The sequence below is a fragment of the Vibrio lentus genome (assembly GCF_030409755.1).
Classification (GTDB): domain Bacteria; phylum Pseudomonadota; class Gammaproteobacteria; order Enterobacterales; family Vibrionaceae; genus Vibrio; species Vibrio lentus.
Map to the genome: position 1 here is coordinate 1,610,456 of NZ_JAUFQE010000001.1, position 24,428 is coordinate 1,634,883.

The 24,428-nt window shown below is 45.5% G+C and carries 22 protein-coding genes; 9 read left to right on the forward strand and 13 right to left on the reverse strand.

The features are described from left to right. Positions 1 to 34: 34 nt before the first annotated feature. A complete protein-coding gene (locus QWZ07_RS06775; protein ID WP_076667132.1) occupies positions 35 to 1,171 on the forward strand; it encodes an ABC transporter ATP-binding protein in 1,137 nt (378 codons plus the stop codon). A 132-nt stretch (positions 1,172 to 1,303) separates the two neighbouring features. Here the strand turns inward: QWZ07_RS06775 and QWZ07_RS06780 are convergent, their stop codons facing one another. The 4 genes from QWZ07_RS06780 to QWZ07_RS06795 form a co-directional block, all read right to left on the reverse strand. Then, positions 1,304 to 2,716 (reverse strand): PTS fructose transporter subunit IIBC, encoded by a 1,413-nt coding sequence (locus tag QWZ07_RS06780; protein ID WP_017104538.1) that lies wholly within the window; start codon positions 2,714 to 2,716, stop codon positions 1,304 to 1,306. A 13-nt stretch (positions 2,717 to 2,729) separates the two neighbouring features. Then, positions 2,730 to 3,170, reverse strand: a complete 441-nt coding sequence (locus tag QWZ07_RS06785; protein WP_192852487.1) for a PTS sugar transporter subunit IIA — start codon at positions 3,168 to 3,170, stop codon at positions 2,730 to 2,732. A 276-nt stretch (positions 3,171 to 3,446) separates the two neighbouring features. After that, complete coding sequence (manA, locus tag QWZ07_RS06790) at positions 3,447 to 4,664, reverse strand: mannose-6-phosphate isomerase, class I (protein ID WP_192852488.1); 1,218 nt, start codon at positions 4,662 to 4,664, stop codon at positions 3,447 to 3,449. 90 nt (positions 4,665 to 4,754) lie between these two features. Next, positions 4,755 to 6,659 (reverse strand): PTS fructose transporter subunit IIABC, encoded by a 1,905-nt coding sequence (locus QWZ07_RS06795; RefSeq protein WP_192852489.1) that lies wholly within the window; start codon positions 6,657 to 6,659, stop codon positions 4,755 to 4,757. A gap of 378 nt (positions 6,660 to 7,037) precedes the next feature. Here QWZ07_RS06795 and QWZ07_RS06800 point away from each other — a divergent pair, with 378 nt between their 5' ends. Continuing rightward, positions 7,038 to 7,877, forward strand: coding sequence for a helix-turn-helix transcriptional regulator (locus QWZ07_RS06800; protein ID WP_192852490.1), 840 nt, complete (start codon positions 7,038 to 7,040; stop codon positions 7,875 to 7,877). Positions 7,878 to 7,923: 46 nt separating this feature from the next. On the opposite strand, the gene QWZ07_RS06805 is transcribed toward QWZ07_RS06800, so the two are convergent. After that, complete coding sequence (locus QWZ07_RS06805) at positions 7,924 to 8,697, reverse strand: PTS sugar transporter subunit IIA (RefSeq protein WP_192852491.1); 774 nt, start codon at positions 8,695 to 8,697, stop codon at positions 7,924 to 7,926. 7 nt (positions 8,698 to 8,704) lie between these two features. Further along, positions 8,705 to 9,007, reverse strand: coding sequence for a PTS fructose transporter subunit IIB (locus QWZ07_RS06810; protein ID WP_192852492.1), 303 nt, complete (start codon positions 9,005 to 9,007; stop codon positions 8,705 to 8,707). A gap of 243 nt (positions 9,008 to 9,250) precedes the next feature. Here QWZ07_RS06810 and QWZ07_RS06815 point away from each other — a divergent pair, with 243 nt between their 5' ends. After that, positions 9,251 to 11,116: a fructose-specific PTS transporter subunit EIIC gene (locus tag QWZ07_RS06815; protein WP_192852493.1), complete on the forward strand. Its 1,866-nt coding sequence runs from the start codon at positions 9,251 to 9,253 to the stop codon at positions 11,114 to 11,116. Between the two features lie 111 nt (positions 11,117 to 11,227). On the opposite strand, the gene QWZ07_RS06820 is transcribed toward QWZ07_RS06815, so the two are convergent. Both QWZ07_RS06820 and QWZ07_RS06825 read right to left on the reverse strand, forming a co-directional pair. Beyond that, on the reverse strand, positions 11,228 to 11,812 hold the full coding sequence (locus QWZ07_RS06820) for a TetR/AcrR family transcriptional regulator (protein WP_192852494.1): 585 nt from the start codon (positions 11,810 to 11,812) through the stop codon (positions 11,228 to 11,230). A gap of 154 nt (positions 11,813 to 11,966) precedes the next feature. Further along, a complete protein-coding gene (locus QWZ07_RS06825) occupies positions 11,967 to 12,140 on the reverse strand; it encodes a hypothetical protein (RefSeq protein WP_017083117.1) in 174 nt (57 codons plus the stop codon). A gap of 520 nt (positions 12,141 to 12,660) precedes the next feature. Here QWZ07_RS06825 and QWZ07_RS06830 point away from each other — a divergent pair. Beyond that, entirely contained in the window at positions 12,661 to 14,640 is a 1,980-nt protein-coding gene (locus QWZ07_RS06830) for a methyl-accepting chemotaxis protein (RefSeq protein WP_192852495.1), read from the forward strand. Between the two features lie 90 nt (positions 14,641 to 14,730). Here the strand turns inward: QWZ07_RS06830 and QWZ07_RS06835 are convergent, their stop codons facing one another. From QWZ07_RS06835 to ohr, 4 genes are all read right to left on the reverse strand, one after another. Continuing rightward, a complete protein-coding gene (locus tag QWZ07_RS06835; RefSeq protein WP_122056139.1) occupies positions 14,731 to 15,510 on the reverse strand; it encodes a 2OG-Fe(II) oxygenase family protein in 780 nt (259 codons plus the stop codon). A 9-nt stretch (positions 15,511 to 15,519) separates the two neighbouring features. Then, the gene (locus tag QWZ07_RS06840; protein WP_192852496.1) at positions 15,520 to 16,860 is read right to left on the reverse strand and encodes an aldehyde dehydrogenase family protein; all 1,341 of its coding nucleotides are present in this window, start codon (positions 16,858 to 16,860) and stop codon (positions 15,520 to 15,522) included. A 192-nt stretch (positions 16,861 to 17,052) separates the two neighbouring features. Beyond that, complete coding sequence (locus QWZ07_RS06845; protein ID WP_004732945.1) at positions 17,053 to 17,361, reverse strand: ArsR/SmtB family transcription factor; 309 nt, start codon at positions 17,359 to 17,361, stop codon at positions 17,053 to 17,055. A 260-nt stretch (positions 17,362 to 17,621) separates the two neighbouring features. Beyond that, complete coding sequence (ohr, locus tag QWZ07_RS06850; RefSeq protein ID WP_192852497.1) at positions 17,622 to 18,044, reverse strand: organic hydroperoxide reductase Ohr; 423 nt, start codon at positions 18,042 to 18,044, stop codon at positions 17,622 to 17,624. A 127-nt stretch (positions 18,045 to 18,171) separates the two neighbouring features. Here ohr and ohrR point away from each other — a divergent pair, with 127 nt between their 5' ends. Beyond that, positions 18,172 to 18,609, forward strand: a complete 438-nt coding sequence (ohrR, locus tag QWZ07_RS06855; RefSeq protein WP_192852498.1) for a transcriptional regulator OhrR — start codon at positions 18,172 to 18,174, stop codon at positions 18,607 to 18,609. A gap of 131 nt (positions 18,610 to 18,740) precedes the next feature. Here the strand turns inward: ohrR and QWZ07_RS06860 are convergent, their stop codons facing one another. Then, positions 18,741 to 19,904: an amino acid permease gene (locus QWZ07_RS06860; RefSeq protein WP_192852513.1), complete on the reverse strand. Its 1,164-nt coding sequence runs from the start codon at positions 19,902 to 19,904 to the stop codon at positions 18,741 to 18,743. A gap of 436 nt (positions 19,905 to 20,340) precedes the next feature. Here QWZ07_RS06860 and QWZ07_RS06865 point away from each other — a divergent pair, with 436 nt between their 5' ends. The 4 genes from QWZ07_RS06865 (at position 20,341) to QWZ07_RS06880 (ending at position 24,374) form a co-directional block, all read left to right on the forward strand. Then, positions 20,341 to 21,552: an MFS transporter gene (locus tag QWZ07_RS06865; protein WP_192852499.1), complete on the forward strand. Its 1,212-nt coding sequence runs from the start codon at positions 20,341 to 20,343 to the stop codon at positions 21,550 to 21,552. Then, a complete protein-coding gene (yidZ, locus tag QWZ07_RS06870; protein ID WP_192852500.1) occupies positions 21,527 to 22,513 on the forward strand; it encodes an HTH-type transcriptional regulator YidZ in 987 nt (328 codons plus the stop codon). Before QWZ07_RS06865 ends, yidZ begins: the two co-directional genes overlap by 26 nt. Before the next feature lie 64 nt (positions 22,514 to 22,577). After that, positions 22,578 to 23,810 carry a MerR family transcriptional regulator gene (locus QWZ07_RS06875; protein ID WP_192852501.1) on the forward strand — a complete coding sequence of 411 codons (1,233 nt, stop codon included), beginning with the start codon at positions 22,578 to 22,580 and terminating at the stop codon, positions 23,808 to 23,810. Further along, a complete protein-coding gene (locus QWZ07_RS06880) occupies positions 23,811 to 24,374 on the forward strand; it encodes a GNAT family N-acetyltransferase (RefSeq protein WP_192852502.1) in 564 nt (187 codons plus the stop codon). Positions 24,375 to 24,428 lie beyond the last annotated feature (54 nt).

The following is a 24,428-nucleotide window of genomic DNA, read 5'->3' on the forward strand; positions in this document are numbered from 1 at the left end:
GATAGTATTTAACGAATTGATTTAAGGACAGGTTATGGCTGAAGTCACACTGAGAGGGGTAGAGAAAACCTACCCAAATGGTTTTAAGGCCGTGCACGGTGTCGATCTGAATATTCGCGAAGGTGAGTTTATGGTGTTTGTTGGGCCGTCTGGCTGCGCAAAATCCACCACGCTTCGTATGATCGCAGGCCTTGAAGATATCTCAGAAGGCGATGTCTACATTGGCGATAAGCGTGTGAACGAGCTGCCACCTAAAGATCGCGGCATCTCGATGGTATTTCAGAACTACGCGCTTTATCCACACATGTCGGTGTACGAAAACATGGCTTTTGGCCTTAAGCAACAGAAGCTGCCAAAGCATGAAATCAATGAGCGTATTGAAGACGCTGCCAAGACTCTCGATATCGAACATCTGCTGAATAACAAGCCGGGTGAAATGTCGGGTGGTCAAAGGCAGCGTGTGGCTCTTGGTCGTGCCATGGTGCGTAAGCCGGATGTATTTCTGTTTGATGAACCTTTGTCTAACTTGGATGCAAAGCTACGTGTGTCGACTCGTGTCAGTATTGCGCAGCTGCATAATAACCTGAAACAAGAAGGGCAGAACGCCACCATGATCTACGTGACACACGATCAAGTGGAAGCCATGACCCTTGGCGATCGCATTTGTGTATTGAATCAAGGCGAGATCATGCAAGTCGATACGCCGATGAATCTTTATCAGTACCCAGCCAATAAGTTTGTTGCAGGCTTTATTGGTTCGCCAGCCATGAACCTTATCAAGGTGAGAGTGGACGAGATTGACGGTGTGATGAACGTAGTATCGGAAAGTGGTGCACGTTGGACGCTACCACAAGATAAGCAGGCTATCGCCCGTGAAAAAGTAGGAGAGTGGTTGTGGTTTGGTGTTCGCCCTGAGCATATTCAATTGGCCAACCACGATGCACCTTTGTCTGAGGTGAATACTCAAACGCATCGGCTAGATGTGGTCGAGTCGATGGGTAATGAGCTGTATCTCTACTTCAAACTTGGAGCAGACAAGCTGGTGGCTCGTGTCCCTTTCGATGCAGACCGAATTGCAAACAGCGGCGAAGAGACAGTACTTCACTTTAATACGCTACAGTGTCACTTGTTTGATTTGGAAACCGAAGAGACGCTTGTCCCTCAAGGTTGATCAAACTGACGTTACAGAGCTAAAGTTTGTGACCAATTCGCCTAGATAAACAAATCCCCATTCGCTGACAAAACGAATGGGGATTTTAGTTACTAGGGGGTAGTAATTTTATCTTCTAACTTGTTTCAGGTTTTAGATAGCCACCATAGTCGCGGCTTTCTTCATCGCTTCTTTGGTTGAGCATTCAATCACGTTCGCATTAGCAAAGCGGTGAGCGTCTTTCACTTGAATATCGTGAGCTAAGATAACCAGTCTCGCGTTCGCTACATCTAGGTCGCTGATGCGGTTCTGAATGCCGTTTTGACCTTGAGTTTCTACCTTAATCTTAAGGCCAGCTGCTAAGCCTGCTTTCTCTAGTGCTTTCGCTGCCATGAAGGTGTGTGCAACACCAGAAGGGCAACATGTTACTGCTACGATGTCGTACTCGCCTTCACCTGCTACAGGAGCTGTTTGAGCTTGTACTGGCGCTTCAACCATGTCTTCTTCGGTTTCAACCGCTACTGGCTTCCAGAAGCCAACGATAACTGCTGTGGTTAGCGAGCCAAGTGCAATACCAACTACGTACATTGGAATGTTGCTTGATACTGGTGCAGTGATTAGGCCGCCCCAAGGTGCGTGCAGTAGAACGTCTGTCATGAAGCCGAATACACAGCCCACGATACCACCGGCAACGATTGAAGGAAGTACGCGCATTGGGTCGTTCGCTGCGAATGGGATAGCACCTTCAGAGATACCGATAGAACCCATAATTGCTGCTGCTTTACCTGCTTCTTGCTCTTGTTTAGAGAACTTGTTTTTGAATAGGAACGTCGCCAGTGCCATGCCTAGAGGTGGTGTACAAATCGCGATGCCTACGCCTCCCATTAGCCAAGGTTGCGTGTCTACTTGAGTTTGAGCAAATAGGGTCGCTACTTTGTTGATAGGGCCGCCCATATCAAACGCCGTCATACCACCAAGGATTGTGCCCAGAACCATCTTAGATGCGCCAGCCATTGAAGCTAGGAACTCGTTCATTGAAGACATGAACAGTTTGATTGGCTCACCGATGCCCCACAGTACGATACCTGCAGAGATTAACGTACCTAGAAGCGGGTAGATGAAGTAAGCACCCAGCGCCGTCATGTTTGCAGAAAGCGGGATCTTCTTAAGTTGGAACACTACGCCACCGGCGATGAAGCCTGCCACGATACAGCCAAGGAAGCCGCCGCCCATGTCAGCCATGATGCCAGAAGAGATCATCGCAGGTGCCAGTGCTGGTTTGTCTGCAATAGAGTAACCAATAAAGCCGCCAAGAATGATTGGGAAAAGAACAAGGCCCTTGATACCGATATTAGAGATGTCTGCCAGCAAACCGTCGGCCGGAACCGCACCTTTGCCTGATGCCATGACCGCTAAAGCCAGCAGAACACCACCGGCTACGATGAAAGGTAGCATGTGTGATGTACCGAAAAGCAGATGGCCTTTCATGGTACTAAGGATTTTTTTAAAGTCGCTACTACTATTTTTATTATTTGTATTCGTAGCTTGAGTTGTTAGGGTGCTCATAATTTTCTACGCCTTATGAATTAATTAAAATATTAAGGATTTGCTGTTCGTCTTTTGCGTTATGGATATTTTGAATAAATTCATCGCTGAATTTTCCAAATAGTTCTTGTAGTACATAAATATGATGGTCAGCACCGTTATCGGGTGATGCAATCATAAAAAAAACGGTTGGGTTAATGCCGTCTTCATCGCCATACTCAATGCCTTCGCGCTTAACACCGACAGCGATAGCTGGCTCTGTTACTGCCTTGCTTTTTGAATGTGGGTAAGCGATGCCGTCCATTGAGGTAATGCTTTGAGATTCACGAATTTCGATGTCTGCCAAGAAGGCTTCTTTATTACTGATTCGGTTGTTCTCAAATAACATTTCTGCCAATTCTTCAAACAGTTCTTTTTTATTATTCGCTTGAAGATTGTTATTAATTAAGTTGACGTTAGTTAGCTGTGTGATCATTTATTAACTCATTCACTATTGAAGTTCTTGAATTAAAATTAATGGATTAACCCGATTCGCGAAATAGCAAATAAAAGCCCTTCACTGTACATTTGTATCCAGCAAAATTAAGTGTGATTTGCATCATTAATGCAGTGTGAGATGGGTCATATTTGATGGCGTCTTGATTATGTTTTTGACACGCTAATAAGTTTCGTCAGAAACAAAAATGCCCCACAAAGCAGGGCATGATCAGTGTTTGTATTTACTCGGGAGAGCTAGATTTACTTTGTAGAGCTAGCTGTAAGCTCGCGCGACACGTCCAACGCAATCGAGTTTGTAGCTCTCTGCGTAAGCCGGAATGAACACCGACTGGCCTTTCTCTATCACGCAGGTTTCGCCGCACTGGTGAGTAAGCACCATAGATTCGTCGAGAGGTAGTAGGATCTCGGCACCTTCGGTAGTGATCTGTCGCTGATGTGAGTTTTGCACGATAGAGAACTTAAAATCCTCGACTGGAATTTGATATTCCATCACATCACCTTGCTCAATCGGGCTGAGCAATAATTTATCCGCAGGCTTTTCATTAAATCGAGTACAAGAAACCAGCTCATTCACGTCCATGTATTTAGGCGTCAACCCAGCGCGCAATACATTGTCTGAGTTCGCCATGATCTCTAAGCCCGTACCTTTGATGTAAGCATGGGGAGTCTCGGCATCTAGATACATGGCTTGCCCCGGCTTTAGAGTGATCACGTTCAATAGCAGTGGAGCAAACAACCCGACATCACCCGGGTATTGCTCTTCCAGTTCTGAAATCAACTGGAACACAGGTGTATCTGAAAGCTTCGCCTTCACCAGCAACATGGTCAGCGCCATGCCTTTTTGTTCTCCTTGCAAAGACAATAAGCTCGCGAAGAAGCTCGCTAATCCATTGGGAGTTTGGTCGCCCTCTAGGTCATTGACCATCGAATGCAGCTCTGGAATATCAAGGTAGTGGAAGTGCTCAAGGATCTCGCTGATTGATCTAAAACCATTCATCGCGGTGTAGTCAGTTAGGGCATACACCAGTTCTGGCTTGTGGTTGGCATCCTTGTAATTACGATTGCCAGCCGTCATCGGAATGCCTTGCTTCTCTTCAAGAGCGTAGCCAGATTCCGCTTGTTGCTTGTTCGGGTGAACTTGCACCGATAGCGCTTTCTCTGCTGCTAACACCTTGAATAGATATGGCAGCTCACCAAAACGACTTGCTACTTTTTCGCTTAGAAACAGGCTTAGGTTCTTCGAAATCAGGTTCGACAATGTGGTTTGCTGACCATTATCGGTCACCATTGAGCAACCATTCGGGTGAGCCCCCATCCAGATCTCCGCTTGCGGTTCTCCAGATTGGTTATCAATACCAAACAGTTGGCTAAACGAAGAAGGGCTACCCCATGCGTAGTTTTGAATCACGTTGGTCATAGGGTAGAAAAAGCGTTGTACGAACGAGTCGTTCGCTAAAGAAAAATCAGACATCGAAATCACCATGAAGGGAAACATGGCTTGAGCTCTACTCGTTCCTACAAAGGACAGTAGAAGGGCTCAAGCCATTGGAGTTGAAATGGCTTAAGCCGCTGCTGTTGTTAGCTTGGCTTTGCGGAGATTTTTAAGCGCGATACATGTAACCGCCGTCACACCCGCACCAGACGCCATGCACAGAAGCGCCAGCATTGGGTAGTTCATAGCGCCTAGCAGAGCAACTACTGGACCACCGTGAGCAACGCTGTTGGTGATACCAAATGAGAACGCCATAACCGCTGCAGTCATTGAACCAAGCACGTTGGCTGGGATAACCGACATCGGATCTTGAGCGGCGAAAGGAATCGCACCTTCAGAGATACCTACTAAGCCCATCGCACCTGCTGCTTTGCCTGCTTCAATTTCAGAAGATTCGAACAGGTCGAACTTACGGCCCAATCTGGTTGCGATAGCCATACCAAGAGGAGCGACAGGGATTGCACACGCCATCGCACCCATGAATTGGGTTTGACCGCTGGCAATCATGCCGACTGAGAATAGGAACGCCACCTTGTTGAACGGGCCACCCATATCAAAGCCAGCCATACCACCCAATACGATGCCTAGTAGAACCACGTTGCCTGTGCTCATGCTAGTAAGTAGGGCAGTAAGGGCATCCATCAACCCCGCGATAGGCGCGCCGATAACAAAGATGAACAGACCCGCGATGAATAGAGAGCCAGTGATCGGAGCGATCATGATAGGCACAAGCGGCTGAACGAACTTGTGGTAGTTAAACGAAGTAATCCATTTAACGAAGTAACCCACTAATAGGCCTGCGATGATTGCGCCGATGAAGCCTGTACCTGCGTCAGCGCCGTAGAAAGAACCGTTGTTGGCAATCCAACCGCCAATCAAACCTGGGGTTAGAGCAGGGCGGTCAGCAATCGCGTAAGCAATGTAGCCCGCCAAGATTGGGATCATCAATGTGAAGGCAACCACACCGACTTCTAGAATTTGGTTCCACATGCTGCCAGCAGGAATTGCCATGCCTGATTCACTTGGCTCGCCGCCAATCGCCAGTGCTAGGGCAATCAAAAGGCCGCCAGTGACTACGAATGGGATCATGTGTGATACGCCATTCATCAGGTAACGATAAAGGTCTGAACGCGCTTGTGAGGCTTTTTCTACAACGGATTGGTTGGTCGGTGTTTGTTCAGCTTGGTAACTAGGTGCATTGAGAGCTTCCTTAATCAAGCCTTGTGCGTCTTTGATTGGTGCTTTTACGTTGGTGCTGATGACGCGTTTTCCGGCAAAGCGAGCCATGTCGACCTGTTTATCACAAGCCACGACAATCGCGTCTGCACGTTCGATATCTTCTTGAGTCGGGCTGTTTTTAACACCAATAGAACCGTTAGTTTCGACCTTGATGTCGTAGCCAAGAGCCGCTGCGCCTTTCTCTAGTGCTTCAGCTGCCAAATAAGTGTGTGCAACGCCAGCTGGGCAGCCTGTCACACCAATGATGAAGCCTTGTTTCTCAACGTTGGTTTCCGTTTCTGAAGGCTCAGGCTTGCTAAGCAGTAGTTCTAATGCTTCTTGTTCAGATTGAGCATTCATGAAGCTTTCGATAAAGCCTTCTTCAATCAGTTTTGAAGAAAGCTCTGCCAATACTTCGATATGGTGATTATCGCCGCCATCAGGAGAGGCAATCATGAAGAACAGTTTTGATGGCTGACCGTCATCGGCGCCGTACTCGATGCCCTGTTGATGGACGCCGATAACAACCGCGGGTTTGATCACCGCAGCGCTTTTCGCATGTGGCAGAGCAATACCTTCTTCAAATCCGGTATTGCCTTGTTCTTCTCTAGCCTTAATGTCGGCAAGAAACTGTACTTTGTCTGAGATTCGGCCTTGTGCGTACAGCACGTCTATCAGCTCTTTAAATACGTCTTCTTTTGAATTAGCGCTAAGCGAAAGCTTAATCAAATCTTGATTGATCAATGTCGTGATCATAATGAACCCCTACTCTGTTTTTATTTTGTTAGGGGTATTCTGGAATCTACGGCTTACCTTCTGTAGTGAAGAAAAAATGCATTTACTGGATGATTGTTGCGTTATAAATGGAGTGTGATTTTGATCGGTCGAGTGGTCGTTTTTAGGGCGGTGTTGACAGACTTTAAGATGTGTTGAGGCTTTTATTTATAAGGGCTGTAGCGTATTTGTTTATCATGGTGGGAACGTGCTATGTCAGTTTCATTACTGGAAATTTATTTCCGTAACTGGATTTTTGTAACCTAGATCTCAAATTGTGATTTTGCTCAATAGCGCTATGTTTCGCTAAGGGGTATATCTATTCCCGTAGCCTTATTGCTGCCCACTAGAGTTCGAATAATGATATTTAATGACTTAATCTCGTCTGTGTTAAATGAGCGAGAACCGTTTCACAACATCTGGTTTGCTGGAGATTTTCATACGCCTTCAGCATGCAGTTATCAGGTGAACTTTCCACGTTTAGAGCTAGTGCTAGACGGAGAGTATATTAATGAAATGGAGAGTCATGATCGCAAAATCACCAACGTTATTGCCAAAGCCGGAGATGCGATTTTCATCCCTCCGAACTGTTGGAATAAACCTAACTGGGATACTGACTGCTCGGTTCTGAGCATGCTATTTGGTCGTCGTCAGTTGGGTTTAAGTTTGGTGAGTAAGCGCAAAGGCGAGGAGAGCTTTTTCGATATTCAAAAGCACAGTATTCAGACTCGTTCAGGGTTTGCGATTGATAACATTTTGGAGGCGCTCAGCTCGTTAGCGAGAGAGAGTAACAAGCAGCCGATGGATGAGTTATTGCTGCAAGCTCTACTGCAATACAGTAAAACCATGCTGGAAGCGCCCGTCGAAAAATCTCATAGCCGAGTACAGGATGTGTATCAGGGGATTTGTATCTACATTCAAGAGAACTTCCACCGCCAGATCACCCGTGACAGCATTGCCTCACGTTTTAGTATTTCATCCAACCATTTGTCTCGAATGTTCCGCCAACAAGGCCATATGACGTTGGCCGAGTACATCACGCGCGTACGAGTCGACCGCGCTAAGTTCATGCTCAAAAAGTACAACTTCAAGCTCAATGAAGTGGCATTGCGTTGTGGCTTTAAGGATGTGAACTATTTTTGTCGAGTATTTAAGAATCGCACCGGAAGAACGCCGACTGAATATCGAGGCTCTATTTAGTTAAGCCGTATTTTTTAGTTGGGACCGTACTTTTGAGTGAGTAGCCTTAAAGCAGGCGAGATGAGATGTACATCAACAGTGCTTGTAAATCGACACTGCTTCTGGTTTTTTGCAGACGTTCATTTACCTGATCGTGGAGCAGGTTTCGCGTTAAATTGGTGGCTGCCACAATATGTTCTCGTTGTGGTTTAGTTGGCAGAACGAGTGCGATGGCAACGTGTACTTGGCCAATTTGAGATGCCCAATCAATCGCTTCGTCGCTGACGATCACCGCAATCGAGAGATCTTGAGTCGATTCAAACATCACATGGGGCAGTGCGATGCCCGGTGACACGCAGGTTGAAGAGCGCTCTTCTCGCTTAATAAACGCCAGAATCAGCTCATCTGGATCTTCTGGATAAACGAGGTGAGCGAGCCCTTTCAAGCACTCAAATTTGGTCAGCTGAGTTTGTGCTTTGGCATGGTGCCATTTGATGTCACACGGTGGACATATCTGCGGCATGCGTTGGACTAAATCTTTAGAGAATTCGTGGTTTACTTGCGAGCCAACCATGGCGTAATGCTCGGCGATTACGTCTTTGAGAACGAAACAGGCCAGCTCTGCATCAATACCGACCGCGGTGATCTGACATAAATCACCACGAAGTAAACCCACTTGTAGCATCGCGACAGATTTGGATAGATCGGCGGTTCGGTTTTGAGTGATGTTGATAATGCGGATGGTACTTTTGAACTTCTTCGCTAAGCGAGTAAGCGGCTGCGCGACGTGTGAGTTCGCGGCAGGGTCGTCAACGAAGAAGGTGATCTGGTATTCGTTCATGAAAGGATCAAGCCCGACAATGCTTGATAAAGACTTTATCCACACTCAACAACACTTCTTCCATAGGAATGAATACGGTTTTAGTTGGGTCGAATCGGTTTGGTTGTTCGATGGCGATATCTGAGACGATCAACACTTTGTCCGCGAGGGTAATATCTTGGGCTGTTAGTAAATTTTCAATCCCCATAGCACCTTGCGTTTCAACCTTGATTGAAACGTTGAACTTAGGGGCTGTTTTATTTAGTGCATCAGCTGCCATGTATGTATGCGCAATGCCTGTAGGGCACGCAGTTACCGCTACAATTCTCATTATTATTCTCGGTGTACTTAGATCGACAGTTTACTTGGATCGATAGGGCTATCTGAATCTGTGAATTTTATGGATTCCCGTTTTTAATTCAAAGGTGGACGTCACACTCTAGATTCTTGGTTACAATAATCCAGTTAATGCACCTTTCGTCCTATATATTGAGCGGGCTTGCATCGTTAATCTTTTCATATCATTAACCTCTTTATCTCATTTACTTAAATTGGTACTCGGACGAGGCAGCACATGGACATCACTAACATCATAGAGCCTGAGATTATCTGCTTAGATTTGAAGGCAGACTCTAAGCAAGCGGTATTTGAAGAGCTTGCTGAGATGCTTGATTCAGCGGGAAAGCTCTCCAGTAAAAGTGATTTCCTTGTTGATTTGTGGAAGCGAGAAACCATAGGTAATACAGGCTTTGATGATGGTATTGCGATACCACATGCGAAAAGTTCTGCTGTCGCTAAACCATCAGTGGCGGTGGGAGTTAGCCGGTCGGGTATTGATTATGGCGCAGACGGCGGTGAACTGTCGGATGTATTTTTCATGCTTGCATCGCCAGACAATAGTGATGACCACCACATTGAAGTGCTGGCTCAGATCTCGACTCGATTGATTGAAGATGGCTTTGTTACAAAATTGAAGGCGGCTGAGTCAGTAGAAGAAGCGCAACAACTGTTCATTGAAGCGAATTCTGAATCTTTCGATAGCTACGCTTCTAGCCATCATGAAGTGTACAGCGAACCATTAAGCCCTTGGGCACAATCTCTTAATCGTCTCAAAGAACACTTGTTATACGGCACTTCGCACATGATCCCATTCGTGGTCGCGGGCGGTGTGCTCTTATCTTTGTCTGTGATGATGTCTGGCCATGGCGCAGTACCAGAAAGTGGTGTGCTTGCTGATATCGCACAGATGGGCATCGCGGGCTTAACGCTTTTCACGGCGGTATTGGGAGGCTACATCGCCTACTCAATGGCGGATAAGCCGGGTTTAGCGCCAGGAATGATTGGTTCTTGGGTGGCGGTGAACCAATACAACACCGGTTTTCTTGGAGCGATTGTAGTCGGTTTCTTCGCAGGCTTTGCGGTTAATCTACTTAAGAAGATCAAACTGCCAGACAGCATGATCTCTCTGAGTTCTATCTTCATCTATCCCTTAGTTGGCACCTTCATTACCTGTGGCGCCGTGATGTGGGTGATAGGTTCTCCTATCGCGTATGTGATGCTTGAGATGAACCAAATGCTCACTGGCATGGCGGGCTCAGGGAAAGTGGTGTTGGGCAGTATTTTGGGGGCGATGACGGCCTTTGATATGGGTGGCCCAATCAACAAAGTGGCGACGCTGTTTGCTCAAACGCAGGTGAACACTCAACCTTGGCTGATGGGGGGCGTCGGTATTGCCATTTGTACGCCACCATTAGGCATGGCTCTTGCCACTTTCATATCACCTAAGAAATTCAAACGAGACGAACGCGAAGCCGGAAAAGCAGCGGGTATTATGGGAATGATCGGCATCAGTGAAGGTGCAATCCCATTTGCAGCGGCTGATCCTGCACGTGTTCTGCCCGCGGTTGTTGCTGGTGGCATTGTCGGTAATGTGGTTGGCTTTATGTTCCATGTTATCAACCATGCACCATGGGGCGGTTGGATCATATTGCCAGTGGTTGATGGCAAAATTGGCTATATTGTCGGAACATTAGCGGGCGCGCTGACAACAGCCTTTATTGTGATACTGCTGAAAAAGAATGTCGTTGAAGACGAGTCGCGATTGAATCGAACAACAGGTGGTTCAGTCACGGAAGAAGGGTTGGCTGATGTGCTGGCTGTTACTTCTTGTCCATCTGGTGTTGCACATACGTTTCTTGCGGCTAAGTCTTTGGAAAAGGCTGCTCATCATCTCGGGGTCAGAATAAAAGTTGAAACGCAGGGCGCCAGCGGGATTGGCAATCGCATCACACAAAAAGATATTGAACGGGCGAGGTTGGTGATCTTCGCTCACGACGTGGCGATTAAAGAAGTAGAACGTTTTGCGAACGTCAAAACCTTAGATGTCAGCACCAAAGAAGCCATGCTCAATGCGCAGGCGTTGATTATGAGGAAAGTATAAAAGCAATCGGCTTTAAGATTGGCTCAAAAGCGATAAATAAAAAGACGCCCAAGTATTGGTAATAATACTTGGGCGTCTTTTTGTAGGTTTGAGCTTATATAAGCTCAGCTGCTAAAAAGGGTGGTACTTGAAGATGTCTTCAACCATTGAGTTGAGTAGTTCTGTGTCATCGCAGGTTTTTGCATAAGTGCGTAGCCCTGCAATTTGAACTTGAACGTGGCGAGCAAGTTTTGCGGGTTCTCGATCTTTACTTACCTCATCTAAATCTTGCGCTTCGGCAATCAGTTTGGCGAACTCGCCTTCCATGATTTTGAGTGATTTCTTTGCTTCGCCCAACAATTCCGCGTGTTCATCCGTCAGTTCAGCTACGGTTTTAGCCAGCATACACATGCCGTTGGGCGCACTCTGTTTAGATTCAACCACCGCGCGTTTGATAAAGCTTTCAAGCGCTTTAATCGGAGAGCCTGTCTCACTTCGGAAGCGGTTCAAATTGAGAATGCCGAGTTCGGTATAGCGAGCCAATGTCTCTTTAAACAAACCTTCTTTGCTACCAAAAGTCGCGTAGATACTGCCCGGACGCATATCAATTACGTCCTGTAAGTTGCGCATAGAAGTCGCGTGAAAGCCTTTTTCCCAATACAGGTTGGTGGCTCTGTCTACAACATCTTGTCTATCGAACTTTGCGGTTTTGGCCATAACATCTACTTCATTGGTCTGAACATATGTTTAATATTTTATGCTGAACGTTCGTTCTAGTAAAGAAGAGCCAGCAAGAAAATAAGCTGCTCAGTTTAGTTATTTGCTAAGTATTTGAAACAAAGCGACCAGTGTGTCGCTACAAGGCTGTAATTTACGCGTCGACCACTTCTACGGTCTTGTGTTGCGCGCCATAATAGGTGCCTTCATCGATGGTATACATCAAGGTTTCTTCACACTCTGGGCAATCGAATTCTTCATTCGGTTCAATTGCTGCCTCTTCAACCCATTCCCAACCGATTTGCTCTTCGCAAGCGGGACAATTCATAAAATACCTCTCAGTTGTTGGCGCATATTTGCTGCGAGCCTCAATTTCACAAGCTCGGCATTATACATATTTAGTGAGTAAGGAGTAGATAGTTAGTCCGTATAGAGTAGACAGATCGTTAGCAAGGAATAGACAGCCAGTTAACGCAGAAATAGATACTATTTCTGCGCTGAACGAACAATCATTGACGAATATGTTGCTAGCCGTGAGCACATAATTGGTGCAAGACTACCCCTTTGGGATTATAAAAAAGATGTCAATTTTCAGACGCTTACGTCAATAAAATGTTGTTGCACGTACTTTTCGCACAGTTAAGTCGGTTAGCTAACAGTTTTGTCGATAATCCAATGTATTTTATAAGGTTAAATGTTATTTTCACCGGCTACCGATCTGTGTGGCTCGGTAATTGAACTCCATTGATTAAGTTGAATAATTATCCAGTCACCACTAAGGCGCGCCCACTAGAAGTGTGCCTAGTTCGATGGCTGAGAGAGACTTGTTAGCTGCTAGGGAAATAATAATGAATTTAACCGATATGTCTTTTAAGCAAAAAATCATCGCTTTGCTTATTTTACCGATCTTAGGTTTTCTATGGCTTAGTGTTTCTGCGATTTCGAAAGGCGTAGAAACCACCAGTGAAATGTCGTCATTAAACCAACTTACGCGTTTGTCGGTTGTGTACAGTGAACTTGTGCATGAGTTGCAAAAAGAACGTGGTATGACGGCTGGCTTTATTGGCTCACAGGGTACAAAGTTTGTGAGTGAATTGAGCTCACAACGAGTTAGCGCAGACAAAAGACGCACTCAGAGAACAGAATACTGGCAGTCTGCTGAGATCGATCTACCTCAGATCAATCGCTTGAATAATGAAATAAGCCAAAGCTTAAATCAAATCACTTCTATTCGTAATCGAGTGGATTCTCAATCGATTCCGCTTTCTGAAGCGCTGGGCTATTACACAAAACTTAACGCCAAGCTGCTCAGTGTCTCTGCACTTATTGCAGAGCTGAGTTCTGATGCCGCCATCACCACAGAAACCATCGCTTACTACAACTTCTTGCAAGGAAAGGAACGCGCAGGTATCGAACGTGCAGTGTTAAACAATACCTTTTCCAAAAATGAGTTTGGCCCAGGTATGTTGGTGAAATTCATCTCTTTGGTAACCGAGCAAGATACGTATTTCGCCAACTTTGAAGTGCTTAGTAACCAAGCCAACGTTGATTTCTTTAAACAGCAACTGAATGATCGCTCGGTGGCAGAAGTGGAAAAACTTCGTGATCTCGCTGAATCGAAAATGAGTGGTTTTGATGTTGACCCTGTTTACTGGTTCTCTCAATCAACGGCTCGAATTGTTCAGTTAAAGAAAACAGAGAATCAACTTGCGGACTCATTGATTGCTTTGACTGAGCAAAAAACTCAGGACGCTCAATCAGCGATGATGGCCAGCATTGTGATGTTTGTGGTGATCACCCTGTTCGCCACGTTTGTGAGCTTTAAAGCGATCACTGACCTAACGACACGAGTTAAAGATCTAACGCGAGTGCTATCTAAAGTTCGTAATGACAATGACTTAACCGTTCGTGCGACTTATGCAGGCAACAGCGAATTGGGTCAGATATCTTCATCGCTTAATGAAACACTAGAGAAGTTCTCTGGGGTTATTGATAGCTTATCTCAATCTAGCCTGACACTGGCTTCAGCAGCAGAAGAGACGGCGCAAACTTGCCAATACAACTCTAATACCTTGGTTGAGCAACAAGACCAAATCGGCTTGATTGCTACGGCAACAGAAGAGCTATCGGCAACGGTGAGCGAAGTCGCGGCTAAAACACAGCAAACAGCAAGTTCAGCTAAGTTGGCTGATGAGCAATCACAAGCCGGCTTGAATACCGTTCTGCACTCTTACCAATCGATTGAAACTTTAGCATCTGAGATTAACGGCCTTGCCGAGAAAATCACTCATTTACACGAAAGCAGCAATAACATTAACAGTGTGATTGATGTGATTAAGTCGGTTGCCGACCAAACCAACTTGTTGGCATTGAATGCGGCGATCGAAGCGGCTCGTGCAGGTGAACAAGGTCGTGGTTTTGCCGTCGTTGCCGATGAAGTTCGTACTCTGGCACAACGTACTCAAGAGTCTACTTTGGAAATTGAAGGCTTCATTAGCTCTTTACAATCAGACGTGCAAACCGCGTTCAATGTGATTGATAACAGCAAGAAGATGTCTTCAAGAGCGGTTGAAGATTCACGAGGAGTAGAGCAGACGCTGCAAGATATTTCAGGTGCGGTGAGCGAGATATTCAGCATGACAGAGCAGATCGCAACTGCAACGGAAGAGCAAGCCGTGGTCACTCAAGACATTGCTCAAAACGTTATGGCGGTCGAGCAGAAGTCGACAGAGTCTACGACCGGTGCAACGCAAATTGCGGCGACAGCGAAAGAACAAGCTGAATTGGCAACATCGCTGAAAGAGCTCTCGAATACGTTTAAGAGTTAACATTCCTGAGTTAGAAGTTTTCTATCTTATATAAAAATGTCCCGCCTAGTGCGGGACATTTTTTTGGAGTGAAACGATCAGTAGAATCGCTTAGAGCTCGAATAGTACGTCTGTGCGAATAATGTATTTCGTCCCAGAAAGTATCGGCGCAGAACCGTGAATACAATGGGCGGGGTGCGTACCGTGAGGAAAACAAAGCACGCTGCCGCTTGGTGTTCTAACCGATTCTATATTCGCGTTCTCCTGATGATGCCCTTGACGACGAGCAGGCTTACTCGGGTCATTACGGTTAACCATAAATTGGGTTTCGCCACCAACGAAGTCATCACTCAATAGAATCAAGAAGGTATACATGCTCCAACGGTCACCATACGCGTCATCGACTAGCTGTTCATTAACCACCTGACTGCCGGGCCACGACCCATCAGTGTGCATCTTAAAGAAATCCCCTTCATCGTAACGATAGAAGCGAAAACGACCGTTAATACCCAAAGGCTTTACACCAGCAAAGTGATTGTACTTATCGACGAAATGATCTTGGCAACGCTTCCAAATTACGTCGAGCGTTTCAGTATCTGCGATCAAGTTGAGATTCTGATTGTGGCGAACTTCTCTTGGTAGAGAAACGGCCGCATCTTCCGTAAAGCCAAGTTGATTGGCTCCATCTAGTATGCGCTGAACTTCTTCAGGGAGTAGCACATCGAGTAACTGAAAAGCTCCCGGTACATTGTTTACTTCAGCGCGTGATACCGCGTTAACGTTCTTATCAAGTGCAAATGGGTTTGCGGACTTTGGTGCCCAAACGGGAAGGTCACTGCGCTGAGTACCAGACTCGCGTCGAACGACATAAAAATTTTCTTTGTTATTCATCATCAACCTCTATCTTGAAACCACTTTTACTTGTGCAAACTGACGGTGTCCGTCAACCGAGCCGTGGTAACCAAGGCCACTCTGTTTCGCACCCACCCATGGAGCATCACCACTGCCGCCTTGTCCTTGATTAATGCCAACCATGCCAGCATCAAGTTCGTCAGCAACGTCATTGACGCCTTGGTTTCCGAATACCACGGCACCCAACCCGTACTCGCTGTCATTAGCGCGCTCAATCGCATCATCAATGTTTGAGTAACGACTGATAGCAACAACCGGACCAAAGGTTTCTTCTGTTTCCAGCTTCATTTCTGCTGTCATTCCGGTGATAACCGTAGGGCGGATATAACGCTCGGGCTGCTCAGAACTGCCTAAAAGAAAAGTGGCTCCTTTCTGTTGCGCGTCTTCTAGCTGGTCGACAATCTTAGCGTGTTGTGTCGCGTTGATGATTGGTCCGATATTGACGTTCGGCATATCCCACGGGCCAATCTGGTACATGTTGGCGATCTCGGTGACACGTTGTTCAAATTTTTCTGCGATACGATCATCAACATAAATACGTTCAATCGAAGTACACATTTGCCCTGAGTTCTCAAAGCTGCCCGCGACGGCAAAGCGAGCGGCCTGTTCTAGGTTGGCATCACGCATTACAATCATTGGGTCTTTGCCACCTAACTCCATGACCAAGCGTTTTACCTTGCTCGCGGCACGTCTCATGATGTCTTGGCCTGTTGCTTTTGAGCCAGTGAACGCGATCATTTGGATGTCGCCTTCAACTAATGCTTTGCCTGTTTCACTATCGCCTTGCATCACAGTCAAGACATTCTCTGGTAAGTGCTTTTGCAGTTCACCAAAGAATGCTTCAGCGATGAGAGGTGTCTCTTCTGAAGGTTTTAGAATCACGCTATTGCCCGCGACCAGAGCTGGCACAATGAGGTTGTTTGCCATCATCACAGGGTAGTTCCAAGGAGATATAACTCCGACAACACCTAGTGGGCGGTATTGAAGTTCTGTTGAACCGGACAATTTTCGTGTGTTGAGTGCACGTTGAGCATCCTCTGCATAGTGCTGACCCATGTAGATTGCACCGGTTGCTTCTCCGGTCGCGCGACGAATGTCTTTACCCATTTCACGAGCAAGTAACTGTGAGAGGGATTCTTCGTACTTATCAAGTTGTTGATAGGCTTTGAGAATGATCCGCACTCGCTCGTTCATTGAGAGTTGACGCCATGCTTTTTGCGCAGCTTTTGCTTTGTGAATGGTTTGAGTGACTTCTTCAGCTGAAGTTTGGTTTACCTCGCCAAGGAGTTCACCGTTACTTGGGTCAAAGGATTGAATGGACTTGCTCATGTTTGTCGGCTCCGCTGCATTTTTAGTATCTGCATCATCATCATTATTATTAAATAGCTCGATAACTAGATATCTAAAAATCTCGATATGTTAATTTTTAATAAATGATATTCGTCATAAAGGATGGCGTGAATCCATCCAGTTTTCATCGTGCTATCTAACTGTTGTTCTGTTGATTTTTGTTCTTTTCAACTATAGGGAATCAGACAGCGCTTTTAGGAATTTCTCGATGTATTCGTCATTACGCTTGTAGTAAGTCCACGAGCCAATGCGTTTTGATGTCACTAACTTTGCACGCTGTAGGTTCGAGAGGTAAGAAGAAACAGTAGATTGAGATAAGCCACTCTTCTCCTGAATAATGCTAACGCATACCCCCTCAACATCAGTATCAACGAGTTGTTTCTCTAGGTTAAAGTGCTCTTGAGGCGACTTAAGCCAATGAAGAATATCTCGGCGTACAGGGTTGTTGATGGATTTTAAAATTTCGTTCACGTCTGACATGGTGTTTGACTGCTATTTCTGATTTAAGTGAAATATACCCTTGAAACTAAGATATCGCAATATATCGATATCTATTTTCGTGTCTGCCAATCTGGCGTTACGGTATTTGAGTATCGATTTTTTTGGTAAAGCTTGTTCGCTATTTGCCTATGAACAATTCCTAAGTTACTCGCTCAAAGCAAAGTAACTTAGGAATAAGGCTCAATTTTAGACGTATACTGACATCTCTATAAGCGTATCTTTCTGGTTTAACTTTGAGACTAAAGCGCTTGTCCGTTAATCGACAATTTCACATCTATGTTACCGCGAACAGCATTTGAGTAAGGGCAAACTTGGTGCGCCGTTTTCACAAGCGTCACAGCTTGTTCTTGCTCTAGATCCAGTTCAATCGATAGAGCAACAGTTAAAGCAAAGCCGCCGTTTTCATTTGGTCCGATACCGACTGTTGCAGTCGTTGGCGCCGATGCGATTTTGATTTTCATCTCTTTAGCTACATGAAGTAGAGCATTTGAGAAACACGCAGAGTAACCCGCAGCAAACAGTTGCTCAGGGTTTGTCGCTTCACCTGTTCCGCCCATTTCTTTAGGGTAGCTCAACGCTACTGAAAGCAGGTTGTCATCAGTAGAAACTTGGCCGTTACGACCTGCAGTAGCTGTAGCAGAAGTTGTGTAGAGTGTTGTCATTGTCTTAGTCCTTATTTGAATTGTGCGAAACTATATTGCGTGCAATTTAATTTTAAAGCTAGCTTAATTGATAAAATTCGAGCGCGCAAGTATATTGTGCACAATTTAATTTATTGGTGAGGTGATCATGAGCGACCAAGATGACTATCTAAAACTGGATAATCAGGTGTGTTTTGCGCTGTATAGTGCATCGAATGCAATGAGTAGAGCGTATCAACCTTTACTGAACGCGCTTGACCTTACTTACTTGCAGTACATTGTGATGATGGTGCTGTGGGACGAAAAAGAGATAAATGTCAAAGCCCTAGGCGCAAAAACGCATTTGGATTCAGGTACGTTGACGCCTTTACTCAAGCGCTTGGAAACGAAAGGTTACGTGCTTAGAACTCGCAGTGCTGAAGATGAACGAGTACGAGTTATTACACTGACGCCTGCAGGGGTAGAGCTCAAAGAGCAAGCGCAAACCGTGCCAGTAGAAATGCTTTGTCTTTCTAAGATGAATGAAGATGAGCTTAAATCGCTAAAAGCACAGTGTGAGCAGTTGCTTGGCAATTTGACCAAGTAAGCACTTTTAGTTTTGGCCATGGTAATCAGAAAGTAAAAAAGCCCGTTAGTCCGGCTGGTAATAATCGGACTAACGGGCTTCTTGTATCTGCTGCCTTCTAAATGGCAACAGATAGTCTATTCAATTGGGCTCTACCCCATAAACCAAGAGATAAAAATCAACGCGCCAAAACCGAATGTTGCCATCAATGCCGTATCGCCACCAGCTGCTGTGTAGCTGCCTTCGGTTTGTAGGTGAGGGAAATCAGGTCTACGAACCTTAACTACCATCGCCAGAGGCCCCCAGATAGCTAAGAACACCAATACCATGCCCGCATAATCTAGCATGCTCACGAACTGGCTTGCGAACAGTTCAGCGAGTACCAAAGGCAAAACAAAGGTTAGAGCGTAAGCCAATAGTTTGTTATTGGTAACAGCGTCTTTGTTTTGGTCATACAGCGCCATGGACACACCAAGGAAAGAGGTTACCAGTGCCAATGCTGAGAACAGCGCAATCACGACTTTCAACCAAGAAGATTGGCCGCTAAACGCTGAGATCAGTTCTGAAATGTTATGGAACTGGCTGATAGCGTCTGTGCCAAGGTTACCGATAATCGCAAACAACCAAGTTAGGTAGCAGATTAGTGGAATCACCGAGCCCAGCAGAATCATATTGCGGATCTGTTTTTGAGTCGCTTCTCGGTTGTAGATAACCAGTGACGGGATAACTACCATAGAGGCAAAACTGGTAAAGATAACTGCGCTGTACTGTACTACATCATTAGCCGTGTATTTGCTGGCTTGAGTCAGGTAATCAAGGCGAATATTGCTAAATAAAGAGGCGATAACGATAAACAGCATCACCACCATCATGATGAATAAACCGCGATTCAATTTGTCGATATACGATTTACCCGCCACCACAATCACACCCATCAATAGGCTGAAAACGGTATAAGCAACGGATGCAGAGATGTCTATTCCCACATCGAGCAATAGCTTATGAATGATGTCGCCAACACCCAAGATATAAGCGATCAGCATGCAGACCAGCAGCAGGTAAAAGAGTGCATTGATAAAGTGTTTACCTTTGCTGCCTAGAGTTAGGTAAGCAACACTGCTCATGCCACTGTTGTCTTTAGTTTTGGTACACGCTTCTGCCAGTAGGAGTGCAGAGTAAGTGGTGCCGATAAAGATAAGTAGCATCAGCACTGAGCTGATCATGAAGCCAAATTGGGCCAACACCATGGGAATGGCAAGCATACCAGCCCCTAATGCAGTTCCTGAAAGAATCAAAGAACTGCCGAATAATTTCATATTCAAGAAAACAACCTCGAGGTATCCAATTAATTTTTAGTTGGATTGTAAATATTTGTTGCCAAGACTAACAAATTACTCAGCAAAGTTAGGGGTTAAATTCTAATAATTTTTGAATTTTTCTAAAAAATTTAAGTATGGATTTATTGTGGATATGAGTGGTCAATTTAAGTATTCATGTGGTGATTTTATTTATCGTTCTGATAACTTTTGGAAATTGTTCGCTGCTTAATGGTCTGCGGTTTATAGCTGATAAATCGGTGTCTTAATTTCATCCGAATTGAGTCAAAACCTTGCTTATTTCGTTAATTCTTGTCTATCGCCTTTTCCACATACTAATGGTTTGTCGTAAATGGAAAGATCCGTTGTCGTAGATGCCACTCGGTAGTTTGGCGTTTCGCTCTTATTATCCTCACACCAATTATGTGGGGGTGTTATGTATCGTTTTCTGTTTTGTAGTTTTGCGCTCGTTCTCTTGTATCCAACAGCCATTGATTTGTATCTGGTTGGCTTACCTCAAATCGCAGCGGACTTAAATGCCTCTGAGGCGCAGCTTCATGTCGCGTTCTCCATCTATCTCGCGGGCATGGCAACTACGATGTTGTTTGCGGGTAAATTTGCCGACAGTGTAGGCAGAAAACCTGTCGCGATTTTCGGTGCAATTGTCTTTGCGATCTCTTCGATGTTAGGCGGAATCGTGACCAGTGCGGAGCCGTTTCTTGCGGTGCGTTTTTTCCAAGGTGTTGGCGCGGGGTCTTGTTACGTGGTGGCATTCGCCATATTGCGAGATGTGTTAGACGATCAAAAACGCGCTAAGGTGTTGTCGATGATGAATGGTATTACCTGCATCGTACCAGTACTTGCGCCTGTGATTGGCCACTTAATAATGACGGTTTACCCGTGGCCGAGTTTGTTCACGACAATGGCTAGCATGGGAGTGGTGGTGTGTGTGTTGTCGGTGCTCGTGTTAAAAGAGACTAAACCTAAGGCTACAGAGTCGGTGTTAGTAAAAGCTTCCTTACCTGAGACATCTCAATCAACTTCAACCGAAACGTTCAAAGACCCGCTGTTTATAAGCCGTGTGATTATGACCAGCTTAGGTGTGACGGCGATTTTGACTTACGTGAATGTGTCTCCAATGCTGATCATGACAGAGCTTGGCTTCGACCGAGGTCAGTATTCTTACACCATGGCACTCACCGCTTTGGTGAGCATGTTGGTTTCCTTCTCTGCTCCGTTTGCTTTGAATGTGTTTAAACAAAAGAACCTCATGCTGACTTCACAAGCGTGCTTCGTTATGGCGGCCATTTTGTTGTTTGCGTCGATTTATGGCGGATTAGGCCATTATGTAACCCTGCTAGGCTTTGCTTTTGTGTGTGGTGGTTTCTCGTTAGGTTTTGGTGTTGCGATGAGCCAAGCGTTGAGTTGCTATTCACAAAGAGCAGGCGTGGCAAGTTCGATACTGGGCGTTTCTCAGGTGTGCACGTCGGCATTGTTTATCTGGTTGATGGGCGTTATCGGGCTAAGTGCATTGAATATGTTGGTATTTATATTGGCTGCTGGTGGAGTTATCAGTATTGCTCTAATACTATGGGTAGGTCCTTGCCAAGTTAAAAGTGATTATGAAGAAGCCACTAGCCCGTCTTGATCTGAACCTGTTGTTCACTCTGCAATTGCTGTTGCAAGAGAAGAGTGTTTCGAAAGCTGCCAAAAAGCTCAACGTCACGCCTTCAACGGTGAGCAAATCACTTACTAAACTTCGAGACTGGTTTGATGATCCTTTATTTGTAAAGACACCAAGAGGTTTAACGCCAACACCACTTGCGCTGAGCATGGTAAAAGATCTTCAAGATTGGTTGCAGATCGGTAGCCAAATATTGACGACTCGTGGCGACGATGCCCCAAAAGATCTGCGTTTGAATCTCGAGGCAGAATCTCCTCTGTCGCTAATTATGCTCAATGAGCTGACGCAAAGCGTGTATCAACGCTACCCAGACGCAAAAATCAAAATGCGTAATTGGGATTATGACTCGATTGATGCCATTGTTCGTGGGGAATCTGACATTGGGTTTTCTGGGCGAGAAAGCCACCCGCGTTCGAAAGAATCTCTAGACGCTCTGCCATATTTCATCGATTTTGAAGTTCTGTTCCACGACTTACCAGTCGTGTATCTAAGAAAAGACCATCCAGCGCTACAAGAAGAGTGGAATCTTGAGGCTTTCCTTAAATACCCTCACATCAATATTGTGTGGGAGAAAAGCGAAACATGGGCATTAGATGAAGTGCTTACTGACCTACAACTAGACCGAAATATCGTACTGACTTTAGCTGGCTTCGAGCAGTCATTATTTATGACAGCTCAGTCAAACCACACCATGACTACTGTTGCGCCGAATTACTGTCGACGTTACGTAGAACAACTTCACCCTAATCTTACCTGTTTACCTATCCCTTTAGATGAAGAACATATCAAAAAGCTACTGATCCCGTTCACCATGATTTGGCACAAACGCAATGCTTACAACCCCATCGTTCTATGGTTAAAAGACACGCTCAGAGAGCTTTACCAATTTGAAGCTCAACAAGGACAGGATAAGAAAAATGTTTAATGGGCCGTTGACCTGACTACAGCTTCATAGTTTATCTTTGCTACCGAAATGAGAGGGGAAGTGCATGTATCGTATCTCTGAACTGGCCGATTTAGTTGGGCTGAGTCGCTCGACATTGTTGTATTACGGCAAGCTAGGTTTGATTGAAGCTCAACGCCAGAGTAATGGTTATCGTCTGTATTCTGAAAAGGATCTGCAACGTGTTCGGTTGTTACAACAACTGCAAGCGGGCGGTTTAACACTCAAAGAGTGCCAAGCCTGTTTAGATGCCAAGATAGAACGCAGCCTGTTGGAAAATCGCCTTAAGCAGTTGGATGAAGAGCTAATACAAAAGCAGCGTTCACGAGATCTATTAGCCGCAATGCTGGGCGAAGGTGGTCTAGAAGAGTGGCATGAGTCGATGGATAAGCTTGCGCCAGATGCACACCTCGATTGGTTAATTAAGCAGGGTTTTGATGAGAAACAAGCGCTGCGATTGAAGTGGTTATCGAAAGACATGAATGAACATGATCAATACATGGCGGATTTTGGCGCTATCTTCGAAGGGTTAGAACGATTAGGGCCGGGAACGGCTGAAGATACCTTAGCAGCATTAGCACAAGTTCCGATTTCACCTAAGCGCGTACTCGAGATTGGTTGTGGTAAAGGCATCGCAACCAATGTGTTAGCGAAAGCCATCAAAAAGCACCAAACTGATGTACACATTATTGCGGTCGACAATGATCAACCGAGTTTGGATATTCTAACTCAGCAAGCGCAAGCATCTGGCTTAGAAAGTAATGTTCAAACCGTGTGCGCAAGCATGATCGATTTACCGTTTGAAGCTAAGTCGTTCGACCTAATCTGGTCAGAAGGTAGCGCTTACATTATGGGTGTCCAGAAGGCACTTAAGCAGTGGCGGAAGCTACTTACCGATGATGGCATCTTGGTTATGAATGATTTGGTCTGGAACACCGAGAAGCCAAGTGAATCAATCAAAGCGTTCTGGCAGAAAGAGTACCCAGATATGACCACGGTCGCTGAGCGTATCAAGCATGCGAAGGCAGCGGGTTACCAAATTTTGGGTGACTTTACGATGAGCGATGAAGGCTGGCTTGCCTATTATCAGCCTTTGCAAAAGCAAGTCGAGTCTTTGAAAGCGACGGTGCCAAACTCAAAAGCGCTCGCAGATTGCGACAATGAAATTAAACAATTCTTCAATAACAGCAGGCTTAAGAGCGAATCTTTCGAAGGTTCTCAAGGCTCAGCTAAGCGTGATTTTGATTATCACTTTTTTGTGTTGAAGAAAGTACAGTAAGTGAAGAACACTATGAAATTTAGACAACATGATTCAAGCGAGATCGAAGCGATCACTCAACTTTTTACTCAAACCTTTACCGATTCAGAAGGCGAGAACGAGGGTAAAACAGTAGGTAAGCTTGCGAACGATCTTTTAACGACCACAGATCCAACAGAGCTACTTTGCTTTGTTGCGGAAGATGATTCTATTGAATCTGACAGCACGATTGTGGGTGCGATTATTTTTACTCCGCTTTCATTTAACGATGAAACCAAGGCGTATTTGCTCTCACCAGTCGCGGTGAGCACTCAGGTTCAAAAGCGCGGTATTGGCCAACAGCTGATTAACTTCGGCTTACAGACTCTAAAAGAGCAAGGTGTTGAGCTTGCAGTGACGTATGGTGATCCTAGCTACTATTCAAAAGTCGGCTTTGAACCAATCACTGTCGAACAAATCCCAGCGCCATTTGAGTTGAGCTACCCACATGGTTGGCTAGCTCAATCATTGATTGGCAGTGAGATTAAAGTGGCGAGTCAACAGTCGAGTTGTGTTGAAGGTTTGGCTTACGCAGAATACTGGTAACCGCTTGCAATAAAAATTGAGAAATCGAGAAAGCCCATCAGGTGTTGCCTGTTG